This is a genomic window from Pseudomonas amygdali, assembly GCF_002699855.1.
GTDB lineage: Bacteria > Pseudomonadota > Gammaproteobacteria > Pseudomonadales > Pseudomonadaceae > Aquipseudomonas > Aquipseudomonas amygdali.
Genome location: NZ_LKBW01000113.1, coordinates 23,130 through 34,746, shown reverse-complemented (window position 1 = coordinate 34,746; position 11,617 = coordinate 23,130). Strand labels below are relative to the sequence as shown.

At 58.8% G+C, this 11,617-nt stretch carries 9 protein-coding genes; 8 read left to right on the top strand and 1 reads right to left on the bottom strand.

Annotated elements, in window-relative coordinates:
- The first annotated feature begins 810 nt into the window (after nt 1–810).
- From AO277_RS10560 to AO277_RS10530, 7 genes are read left to right on the top strand one after another with little or no spacing between them, the layout of a single operon-like run.
- Nucleotides 811–2,568, top strand: coding sequence for a carbamoyltransferase family protein (locus tag AO277_RS10560; protein ID WP_002551776.1), 1,758 nt, complete (start codon nt 811–813; stop codon nt 2,566–2,568).
- A complete protein-coding gene (locus AO277_RS10555) occupies nt 2,552–3,682 on the top strand; it encodes a glycosyltransferase (RefSeq protein ID WP_044318002.1) in 1,131 nt (376 codons plus the stop codon). The genes AO277_RS10560 and AO277_RS10555 overlap by 17 nt, the downstream gene beginning before the upstream one ends.
- Complete coding sequence (locus tag AO277_RS10550; protein WP_044318001.1) at nt 3,682–4,578, top strand: antimicrobial resistance protein Mig-14; 897 nt, start codon at nt 3,682–3,684, stop codon at nt 4,576–4,578. The genes AO277_RS10555 and AO277_RS10550 overlap by 1 nt, the downstream gene beginning before the upstream one ends.
- Nucleotides 4,575–5,984, top strand: a complete 1,410-nt coding sequence (locus tag AO277_RS10545) for a PIG-L family deacetylase (RefSeq protein WP_044318000.1) — start codon at nt 4,575–4,577, stop codon at nt 5,982–5,984. The genes AO277_RS10550 and AO277_RS10545 overlap by 4 nt, the downstream gene beginning before the upstream one ends.
- Nucleotides 5,985–6,014: 30 nt before the next feature.
- Complete coding sequence (locus tag AO277_RS10540; RefSeq protein ID WP_099258962.1) at nt 6,015–6,971, top strand: glycosyltransferase family protein; 957 nt, start codon at nt 6,015–6,017, stop codon at nt 6,969–6,971.
- Between the two features lie 31 nt (nt 6,972–7,002).
- Nucleotides 7,003–7,776, top strand: a complete 774-nt coding sequence (locus tag AO277_RS10535) for a glycosyltransferase family 2 protein (RefSeq protein WP_005743024.1) — start codon at nt 7,003–7,005, stop codon at nt 7,774–7,776.
- Entirely contained in the window at nt 7,766–8,935 is a 1,170-nt protein-coding gene (locus AO277_RS10530; protein ID WP_044317998.1) for an O-antigen ligase family protein, read from the top strand. Before AO277_RS10535 ends, AO277_RS10530 begins: the two co-directional genes overlap by 11 nt.
- Before the next feature lie 47 nt (nt 8,936–8,982).
- On the opposite strand, the gene AO277_RS10525 is transcribed toward AO277_RS10530, so the two are convergent.
- Nucleotides 8,983–9,621, bottom strand: coding sequence for a BUD32 family EKC/KEOPS complex subunit (locus AO277_RS10525; RefSeq protein ID WP_002551783.1), 639 nt, complete (start codon nt 9,619–9,621; stop codon nt 8,983–8,985).
- Between the two features lie 178 nt (nt 9,622–9,799).
- On the opposite strand from AO277_RS10525, the gene msbA reads away from it, so the two are divergent.
- Complete coding sequence (gene msbA / locus AO277_RS10520; protein WP_044317997.1) at nt 9,800–11,602, top strand: lipid A export permease/ATP-binding protein MsbA; 1,803 nt, start codon at nt 9,800–9,802, stop codon at nt 11,600–11,602.
- The last annotated feature ends 15 nt before the right edge of the window (nt 11,603–11,617 follow it).

Below are 11,617 nucleotides of genomic sequence, written 5' to 3'. Positions count from 1 at the left end.
CGAGCCCGGGTAACATCAGCAGCGTGCGTCCCTGTTCCTCGGATATCGCCAGCGCGCCTGCCATTTTAACGTGTTCGTCATCGTGCAGTTGCACATGCAGCGAGGCGTAAGTGAGCGCCGGGCTTTGATCGGGCGAGTCCGGCAGGCAGACAAGATAGCCACTCTCCAGATCACGCTCGTGAATCCTGACGCTGGCTTCATCACGCAAGGCTCGCTGCAAGGCAGGTACAAGCCGGTCGCGGCGGCTTTCAGCGTTTTTGCCAGGGTCTGTCCAGTAGTCATCGGTCTGTTGCAGCAGGCTGAATATTTCCAGTTCCCTTTCAGAAACATCGGCACCGCCAAGCGCAGTCAACAGCGCTTCGCCCGGGCCAGGCTGGGCCTTCAGCTCGATGGCCAGAAGTGTGCGCAGTTCATCGAGCCTTTTCAGTGCGGCGGAGGCGGCAGGCCAGGTATCGGCAGGTTTCAGTGGTGTAGGCGTTATAGCCAAAGAGGACAGTGTTTGTGTCATGACAGGCGTTCCATTGCGCGCTTCAGGCGCTGAGGTTTGAGCGACGGCCTTAGGGCCGGCGACGATTGACCTCAATTAATCAGAAGCAACGGGCGTCAGGTCGTAGATAGTTATTGATGCTGAGAAAGAGATGTTTCCTACGCCGTCTGGCGGGCATCCCCGATGACATTTCAGCGCGTCGAGCCAATCCTTGGTCATTACGTTATAATCCCGCCCTTTAGCTGCCCTCAGCCCGCTGTGCGGGGGCACACCTTTTCTCGGGCGCAATGCGCCTGCATGCAGACTAAAGAGGCTAGACCCTAGTGGCATTGACGATCCTTGGCCTGTCCGGCGCCCTTAGCCATGATCCTTCCGCAGCGCTTTATATCGACGGCAAGCTGATAGCAGCGGCTGAAGAAGAGCGCTTCGTTCGTGACAAACACGCGAAGAACCGCATGCCCTACGAGTCGGCGAAGTTCTGTCTGGAACAGGCAGGCATCAAGCCTTCGGACGTCGACGTGGTTGCAATTCCGTTCGCCCCCATCAGCCTGTTCGGCAAGGCCCGCTGGCACTACGCCAAGCGCTACTGGTACGCGCCGGATCGCGCCCTTGATGCGTTGCTGATGGGCAACCGCCGCTATAAGCGCTACCGCAACAAGATCGTCTGGTGCCTCGAGCAACTGGGCTTCGATCCGAAAAAGATCAAGATCGAGCCGGTCGAGCATCACCTGGCCCACGCATCCAGCGCCTACCACTGCTCCGGTTTCACCGAGAAAACCGCGATCATGGGCATCGACGGCAAGGGTGAGTACGCCACGACCTTCTTCGGCTATGGCGAAAACGGCAAGATCCACAAGATCAAGGAATTCTTCGATCCGGACTCGCTGGGCGGCCTGTATGGCGCTATCACTGAATTCCTCGGTTTCGAGATGCTCGACGGCGAATTCAAGGTGATGGGCATGGCACCGTACGGCGATGCCAGCAAGTATGATTTTTCGCGTCTGGCCACGTTCGAGAACGGCGAGCTGATCATCAATACCGAGCTGGCCAATGTCATTGGCCTGCGTCGCTATAAAGAGAACGGCAAGGGCTTCTACTTCTCGCCGAAGCTGATCGAGTGGCTCGGCCCGAAACGCGTTGGCGACGTAGCCGACGAGCCCTACATTCACTATGCCGCGAGCATGCAGGCACTGTTCGAAAAGCTCGCGTTGCAGATGATGGATCACTACCTGGGTGACATCCTCAAGGAGACCGGCAAGATCGCTTTCGCCGGTGGCTGTGCGCTGAACGTCAAGCTCAACCAGCGCATCATTGCCCGTCCTGAAGTCAAGGAACTGTTCGTGCAGCCTGCGTCCGGCGATGCTGGTACGGCGGTCGGTGCCGCGGCTTATGTGTCCCACGCTCGCGGTGTGCCAGTCGAGAAGATGGAACACGTCTACCTTGGCCCGGCGTACAGCAACGAAGACGTGATCGCGGCCTGTGCCCGTCACCCGAGCAAGCCGGTCTGGCGTCAGATCGACAATACGCCACAGCGGATTGCCGAAATCATGGTCAAGGGCAACCCGGTCGCCTGGTTCCAGGGACGCATGGAGTTCGGTCCGCGTGCGCTGGGTGGTCGCTCGATCATCGGTTGCCCGAGCGTTACCGGGGTAGCCGACCGTATCAACCATCAGATCAAGTTCCGCGAGCGCTGGAGGCCTTTCTGCCCGTCGATGCTCGACACCGTCGCGCCGCAGATGATCAAGATCGATCACCCGGCACCGTTCATGACCTTCACTTTCGAAGTGGCGGAAGAGTGGAAAACCCGTGTTCCGGAAGTCGTCCATGAAGACGGCACTTCCCGTGCCCAGGTGCTCAAGCGCGAATACAACCCGCGCTACTACGACATGATGAAGGCGCTGGAAGAACTGACCGGCAATGGCGTTTCCCTGAACACCTCGCTCAACCGCCGTGGCGAACCGATGATCTGTTCGCCGACCGATGCGCTGAACATGTTCTTCGGCTCGGACCTCGAGTACCTGATCATGGAAGACATCCTGGTGGTAAAAGAGGGCGTCGAGGCTTATGACACGCTCGGCTGATCGTCACGTGCTGCAGTTCTGTCACGGCTATGACGGGCCGTTTCTGGACTGCGCGCGGCAATACGCCAGCCTGTTCGCCGACAAGGGCTATCGGGTGACGACGGTGTTTCTGACCGGCGCCGCCGACCCCGACGTGGTCGCCGACTGCGGCTCGGACGAAGTGCTGTTCATGGAATACAGCTCCAGCGCCATTCGTGGCCTGAAGCTGGGTGCCATCCGTGACCTGCGCAAAATTGCCGCGACGCGCTCGTTCAGCTTTTGCATCGCGCACCGCTTCAAGCCGGTGTACATCGCCCTGTTGGCGACGAAGTTGCCGGTGATCGGTGTGCATCATGCGTTCGGCGATTACCACCGGCGCAGTCGCAAGCTGTTCGCCAACCTGTTTCGCAAGCGCCTGAGCCTACTCGGTGTTTCCGATACGGTCCGCGACGACATGCGCAGCAGCCTGCCCAAGTGGCCGGCCGAGCGCATTCAGACGTTGTACAACCGGATCGACGTCGAGCAACTGCAGGGCAGTCAGTTTTCCGCTGAAGATTCCCGCGCAGAGCTGGGGCTGTCGGCATCGGCCTGGATTGTCGCCAATGTCGGTCGCCTGCATCCCGACAAGGATCAGGCCACGCTGTTGCGCGGTTTTGCCGAAGCGCTGCCCAATCTTCCCGAGAACAGCCAGCTGGTGATTCTCGGCAAGGGCCGCCTGGAAGAAAACCTCAAGGCGCTTGCGCTGGAGCTGGGCATTGGTCCGCAGGTGCTGTTTCTTGGGCAGGTGCCTGACGCCCGTCGCTACTTCAAGGCGTTCGATGTATTCGCTCTGAGCTCTGACCACGAGCCGTTCGGTATGGTCCTTCTAGAGGCGATGGTGGCCGGTGTGCCACTGGTTGCAACGTCCTGCGGCGGCGCGAAGGAAGTGGTCGAAGACGTGGGTCTGCTGTTCCCGCTGGGTGATGTTCACAGCCTGGCGCACGGCCTGGTACACATGGCCGGTCTTGACGCCGAGCAGCGTCAGGACTGCGCAGAGCGCATGTTGCTGCGTTTGCGCGAACGCTTTTCCGATCATGCTGTGCGCGATGTCTTCTGGCGGCTGCCGCAAGTCTCCAGCCTGACGGCGGGGGCCTGATGCTCAATCGATTCAAAGGCTGGCGCGAGCGTGGCTGGGTGCAGATCGACGCGGCTGCTTACGAGCAGGCATGGCAACGGTTGGGTGGCAGCGTAGCCACTCATCCGCTGGTCGTTGCGCGCCTGTCGGCGTTTTCCGGTATTGCTGTGCGTTATCTGGCCTGGGAGCAGGGCGGCGAAGTAAAGGCAGCGATTGCCACCTGGGGGCGTTCGCTGGCGCTGTCCAAGGACGAACTCAAGCGTCACGGCAAGAAAGGCCTGTTCGACCTGGGCAACGCCGAGCTGATTTTGCCGGTGGCCGATGACATTCAGGTCCCGGTCCGCCATCGTGCCCGCTATGTGTCTGCGCTCAACGAGAGCCGCATCAGCACCTTCAGGCCGCAGACCGAATCGCTGGCGATGGCGCGTACGCCTGAAGAACTGTCCAAGAAATTTCGTTACAACCAGCGTCGTGAACTTCGCTTGCTGGAGGAAGCTGGCGGCACGGTAAGGCCTGTCAGCGAGTTCAGCAGCGCCGAGCTGGCGAGTATGTATTGCGATCTGTTTCAGCGTCGCTGGGGCTTTGAGGCCACCGGTGCCCGGCACAAGGCCGAGGTCATCGAATTGCTGCGTGAACTGCTGATCGGTTCGGTGGTGTTTCTCAACGATGCGCCGATTGCCATTCAACTGGTGTATCGCGTCGAAGCGCCGCAGTGGGTCAGCATCGAGTACGTCAACGGCGGTGTCGATCCCGAAACCCGGGACTTCAGCCCCGGCAGCGTGCTGAGTTTCGTCAATACCCAGTCCGCCTGGGAGAACGCCCGCGCCTTGGGCAAATCACTGCGTTTTTCCTTTGGTCGTGCCGACCGCGAGTACAAGGACCGATGGTGCAACCCCGTTCCGGTGTTCCAGATTTGAGTCGCAAGCAACAGTTGCTCAAGCGCCATCGCCGTAACAAGCGGCTGGCGTTACTGGGTGGCCTGCTGCTGTTGATTGCCATCGGCGTGTTGACGTTCTGGTGGCTGGTGCCGCTCGTGGCTGTTTGCGCATGGGTCGCCCATGAGGCCTGGTTTGCCGATCATCTGTTTTATTCACCCGCCGACGACTATCAGTACAGTTTTCCGGCCGACAGCGAAGTACCAGGCGTCCGCCTGGACGGTGGCACGTTGCTGATCGACCCCGCCGTGCAACTGAACGGCGACGAAACATTGATACTGGCACTGACAGTAAAAAGCACTTGGCTGGGACGTTTTCTCGACCCGGTGGTGGAGTTGCAGGGGCAGGCCTTGAGTGACCGGCAGGCCTTCGAGCGTGGCGTTTGCGGCGTGCGTTATCTGAACCTGACCGGGCTTGGTGAGCCGCTGGCTGCGGGTGCCCTGCAACTGCGCGGACGTTTCTGTCGTCTTGCTGGTACGCCGCGCCTCTGGCTGTTTCGTCAGGCGGATGCGCGAAAGCAGCGTGTCATGGTCATCGCACCGCATGCCGACGATGCCGAGCTCGCCGCGTTCGGGCTTTACAGCCAGGCCGAGGAAGCCTGGATTGTCACGCTGACCGCCGGTGAGATCGAGGCTGAACATTATCGCCAGATGGGCATGCAGCGCGCCGAAGCTGCGCGCATGAAGGGCCGCTTGCGGGCCTGGGACAGTATCGCCGTGGCGCGCTGGGGCGGGGTGCCCGAGTCGCAGTGTGTGCAATTGGGCTATTTCTGCCTGCAATTGCCCGCCATGCAGGCTGCGCCGGATATGCCGATTGGCTCGCGTGAGGCGGATCTGAGCGATACCCGCCTGTTTCGCCAGTTCAATACGCTGCCATTGCCCGGCGATGACGGCCTGCCGACCTGGAATAACCTGCTCGCCGACCTGCGTGCACTGGTCCTCAAGGCCAGGCCGCAGGTTATTGTCATGCCGCACCCGGCCATCGATCCGCATCCCGACCATATCTGTGCCCAGGCAGCCGTGCGTGAAGCGCTGGCCGGTCTTGAATGGCAGCCAGACGTGGTGCTCGGTTACGCCAACCACTTGCACGACAACGACCGTTGGCCAATGGGCGATGCCTACAGTGGCATCAGCCTGCCGCCGGTATTCGATGCCAGTCTGCCGCTGGTACCGTACAGCCTGCACTTATCGGTTGCGGCCCAACGCGACAAGGCAATGGCGCTGGGTATGATGCATGACCTGTTGCCGCCGATGCCGTTCAAACGCCGTGTGCGCCGTACGTTGCAACGCGTTCTGGCCGGTCGCCACTGGCCGGCCGAAGGCGAAAACGAATTCTTCCGCAAAGCTGTGCGACGACACGAGTTGTTCTGGCGCCGCGGTGACATCTGATTCAGAAGGCGCAGTACTGCAAGGAAAACCATGAAAGTTCTACTTCTGGTCCAGAAAGAGCAGCGTGCGATTCTGGACCGTCTCTATGACGGCATCGCGGCACACTGCGAATGCGATGTGCGCTGGCTGAGTTCCGCGGAGCAACGCAACCTGCGTGGCTATTTCCGCCGCGAAGTGGACGTCAGCCGTTATGACCGGATCGTGTTTTTCCTGCGCTTCAAGCAGGAAGTGCGTCAGGTCGGGTTCATCCGCACGATTCCCAATCTGGTCATCCTTGAACACGATGCCTACCAGAACTACATTCCTTGCAAATACACCGGCAGGTTCAGTGCGCACTATCGCAAGCTGCCTTGGGCGCGGGGGATCTGCTCGGGGTTCATGGTCAGCGAGCGCCTGCGCCAGGAAGGCTTCGACGCGGTGATCGTGCCCAAGGGCTATGACCAGAGCCTGTTGCAATTGCAGGCGCGTGAGCGTGATATCGAACTGGCGTTCGTGGGCAGCACCAACAGTGTGGCCTACAGCGGCCGCAAGGCGTTGCTGGATGAGTTGGGGCAGGTCGAGAATCTGCTCGTCACGCGTACCAAGTCCGGGGAAGAGTATTGCGACACCCTTAACCGCATCCGCTTTTTCGTCAGTGCCGATGTCGGCATGGGCGAGTACATGATCAAGAATTTCGAGGCCATGGCCTGCGGTTGCGTGCTACTGGCCTTTGATCAGGGCGCTGAAGAAAACCGCGCGCTGGGCTTTGTCGACATGCACAACATCGTGCTCTATCGCGACATTCCCCAGCTTCGTGAAAAGCTGGCGAAGTTGCGCGAGAACACCGTGCTGGCCAGCGAAATATCCTGTAATGGGCAGACTTTGGTCGAAGAACGCTTTACATTCCATGCCCTTGGAAAAGCCATCGTGGACGCAATGCATTCGCCGCTGCGCAGCATGCCGGCGATGAGCTGGCTCGATCGCCTGCGGTCACGGTTGGGATGGTAAGGAATTATGAATATTCAATGATTGGGAACGAATGATGGTATTCAGCGAAAACAGCGACATTACGCTGGTCGTCACCAGTTGTGGTCGATTCGACTTGTTGAAGCGCACCCTGGAAACGTTCGACCGTTTCAATACCGCGCCCATACGCCATGTGCTGATTACCGAAGACTCGGGTGATGCTCAGGTCCAGGCCTGTATTCCAGAACACTGGCGCCCGCATACACGTTTCATCATCAACAGTCCCAAGCTGGGGCAGATGCGCTCTGTCGATGCGGCCTATTCGTTGGTCGAGACATCCTGGGTTTTCCATTGCGAGGATGACTGGGATTTCTACCGCCCGCACTTCATCGAAGAATCAATGACGCTGCTCAAGCACGATCCTCAGGCATTGCAGGTCTGGTTGCGCAGCTACAATCATGATCTGCGTATTCACAGCCCCTATGTTTATCTGAACGAGCGTGAAGTGGTCGAAGGTATCCCGTTTTACAAGCTGGGCTCGCACAAGCCGGAGTGGCAGGGTTTTTCCTTCAATCCCGGGCTGCGCCGCCTGGCTGATTACCAGCAGCATGCACCGTATGCCGAGCATGGTGGCGAGAAGAAACTTTCACAATTATTCGCGTCGCAAAACCGTTACGCTCTGATTCTGGAAAATGATGCCGTATTGCACACCGGGTTCGGTGAGCATGTGGTGGTGCCGCAGGAGCGGCTCGACAAACAGCGTCGCAAGCGTCGTGATCGCGTCAAGCTGATCATCGCTGTGCTTGCTGGTCTGGTAACAGGTTGGTTGCTCAATAATGTCAGTTGACCGAATCACAATCCCCAGCAACAAAGTACAGACGTATTTCACCGTAGCGATTGTTGTCTTCCTGCTGAGTTTCATTCTTAACCCGTCAGCCAAGATCACCAACAATCTGTTTTACGCATTCACCGCCTTGCCGGGCTTGTTCTTCTTGATCAAGTACCGCGGCGCCGGGGTGTTTGCAGAGCCGCTGGGCATAGCCTGGGCTGTATTCATGGCGTGTTTTCTGGTGCCGGCGCTGCAAGCGCAGGAGTTCCAGTATTACAAGCATATTGTCTACGTCAGCCTGTTTGTCTTTGTCGTGGCCGGTATTACGGAAAACGGTTTCTTCCGGGGCGGTTTGTTCGTGCGCGGCATGTTCTGGGCCATCTGCCTGTACATTCTGCTCAGCAGCATTTACAGCTGGGTAACCGGGAAATTCGAGTTCGGTCAGCGTGTGGCCATTCTTCCGGGGCGTATGGAGAATGTGATCTACACCAGCGCATGGCTGGTTTGCAGCCTTGCCCTGGCACTGCCGCTATGGGCCAGAGAGCGGCGCTGGATTGAAGCGGTGTCTGCAGTTCTCGTTACTCTGGTGTTAACGGCTTTCGTCGTCCAGACCCGCACCGCGCTGGTGGGCGCAGCCTTCCTGTTTGCCATCTGCGCAGCGTATTCGCTTTACCGCTTTCCGCTGCGCACAGCAGTGGCCTTGGTGGTGACAGGCGTTGTGGCTGCCATAGGCTTCTGGCTTGTGAAAGATGAGCAGTGGGTCGCTCTGCTGATGGTCAGAGGCGACTCCTATCGCGTCGAGCTGTTTGAAATCATGACCGGTGAATGGCGTCGCTGCGGCTGGGTGCTGGGTTGTGGTGTCGATTTTTATACCACCCAGACTCTAACGGGCGGTATGCCCATCCAGCATCCACACAACATTTTCGTGTCGCTGGGGCTGTACACCGGCGCGGCTTCGCTGGTGATGTTTCTGGTCGTGATGGCGATGACGCTGTGGAACACCTTGCGCAACGGTGATGCCTGGGGCCTTTACCTGGCCTGTGCGCTGTTGATGCTCAACTTTGACGGTGGCCAGCTGGTCGGTAACCCGGATGAGCTTTGGGTGCTGGTATTGTTACCGGCAACGATGGTGCTGGGCCGTATTGTGCAGGCGCATCGGCTCAGGCAGCAGCAGTAAGATAAAAAATGGCCGCTTCGAAAGCGGCCATTCTTTTAGTGAAAGCGTTACTGAATAGCCTGGACCAGTTCGCTCGTGTCGCACAGGCTCTGAGCGCTCATGTAGCCATCGAGGAAGGCCGGGTTGCCGTTGTCCAGCAGCCACTGGCGATCTTCCTGATAGCGCAACATGTGCTTGAAGTTGCGCAGGCGCAGGCTTTTACGCAATGCGCGGCGGTAGGTTTTCATGTCGGCAATGTCGATCAGGCCGAGGGTGCCTTCCGGTGTGAGGATAACGTTGCCCAGATGGGCCGAGCGAAAGTAGATGCCCTTTTCATGCAGGTGGGCAATGAAGCTTCCCAGTTGCCTGCGCAGCTTGTCGTCGGCCACCGCACTGCCCAATAGCTGGCGCAGGGTGAAGCCTGCCAGCGGATCATAATGCACGGCATCGCGCTCGATTTCGGCGATGCGGCTTACCGAGCGTATGCGCGGGCAGGGAATGCCGCGTTTGATCAGCGTTTCACAGTTGTCTGCGAAGCGTTGGGCATAGGGATACCAGGCTGCCGAGCTGACAAGGCGTTTGCGTCGAAACAATTTCAACATGGAGCCGTCACGCAGACGTAGTACTTTGTCGCCCGTGCCATCGGCTTCAAGCACTTCGGCACCTTGAACCAGATCAAGGTAATGGGCGTGGTCAAGCGCTTGCATCGATACTCCGGTTTTTACGCCCCAAGGGCTACTGGTCGTCATACAGAAGCCTGCTTTGCCGGTTTCAAGCAGCAATCAGAAACCTCAGGGAATGGACGAGCCGCCTATGTTACCGCAGCAGGCAGCCGCGAAAACCGCTGTGATACAATTCGGCCTCTTTTTAATACGACGGATTCTCATGACAACCTCCGAATCGTCCTCGACTTCCAGCGTGAAAATCTATTTCCGTCTGTTGTCTTATGTGCGTCCGTATGTGGGCATCTTCCTGCTCAGCATCATTGGTTTCGTGATCTTCGCCTCGACCCAGCCGATGCTTGCCGGCATCCTCAAATATTTTGTCGATGGCATGACCAACCCTGAAGCCGTGCTGTTCCCCAATGTGCCTTATCTGCGTGAGCTGCAACTGTTGCAGGCAGTGCCGTTGCTGATCGTTCTGATCGCCGCATGGCAGGGGCTTGGCTCTTTCCTGGGTAACTACTTCCTGGCCAAGGTGTCTCTCGGGTTGGTCCATGACCTGCGGGTGGAGCTGTTCAACAAGTTGCTGGTACTGCCCAATCGTTACTTCGATACGACCAACTCCGGCCACCTGATTTCGCGTATCACGTTCAACGTCACGATGGTCACCGGTGCCGCCACCGATGCCATCAAAGTGGTGATTCGTGAAGGGCTGACCGTGGTGTTCCTGTTCATCTACCTGTTGATGATGAACTGGAAGCTGACTCTGGTCATGCTCGCCATCCTGCCGCTGATTGCCGTCATGGTCGGCAGTGCAAGCAAGAAATTCCGCAAGCAGAGCAAGAAGATTCAGGTAGCGATGGGCGATGTTACGCACGTTGCCTCGGAAACCATTCAGGGCTATCGCGTGGTACGCAGCTTCGGTGGCGAGTCCTACGAACAGAACCGCTTCGCTCAGGCCAGTGACAGCAACACGCGCAAACAACTGCGCATGACCAAAACCGGTGCCATCTATACGCCGATGCTGCAACTGGTGATCTACAGCGCCATGGCGGTGCTGATGTTTCTGGTGCTGTTCCTGCGAGGCGATGCTACCGCGGGCGATCTGGTTGCCTATATCACTGCTGCCGGTCTGCTGCCCAAGCCGATTCGCCAGCTGTCGGAAGTCAGTTCGACGATCCAGAAAGGCGTCGCCGGTGCCGAGAGCATCTTCGAACAACTGGACGTGGAAGAAGAAGTCGACACCGGCACGATCGAGCGTGATCGCGTGGCCGGCCACCTGGAGGTGAAGAACCTCAGCTTCTTCTACCCGCAGACCGAGCGTCAGGTGTTAAACGACATCAGTTTCTCCGCAGCGCCTGGGCAGATGATTGCGCTGGTAGGCCGTTCCGGCAGCGGTAAATCGACCCTGGCCAACCTGATACCGCGTTTTTACGGGCACGAGATGGGCAACATCCTGCTCGATAGCGTCGAAATCAACGACTACCGTTTGCGCAACCTGCGCAGGCACATCGCCCAGGTCAACCAGAACGTCACGCTGTTCAACGACACGATCGCCAACAACATTGCCTATGGTGATCTGGCAGGTGCTCCACGTGCCGACATCGAAGCGGCCGCCGCCGATGCCTACGCCAAAGAGTTCATCGACCAGTTGCCGCAGGGGTTCGATACTCAGGTGGGCGAAAACGGCGTGCTGCTGTCCGGTGGTCAGCGGCAGCGTCTGGCCATTGCTCGCGCACTGCTTAAAAACGCACCGCTGCTGATCCTCGACGAAGCTACGTCGGCGCTCGACACCGAGTCCGAACGCCACATCCAGGCGGCCCTGGATCACGTCATGAAGGGCCGAACCACGCTAGTCATCGCTCACCGCCTTTCGACCATCGAAAAGGCCGACATGATTCTGGTCATGGACGCCGGGCAGATCGTCGAGCGCGGCACGCATACCGAGCTGTTGGCACAGAACGGCTATTACGCCCGTCTGCATGCCATGGGTCTGGACGAGCCGGCACCTGTCGGCGCAGTCTGACCTCGCTCTCACCGG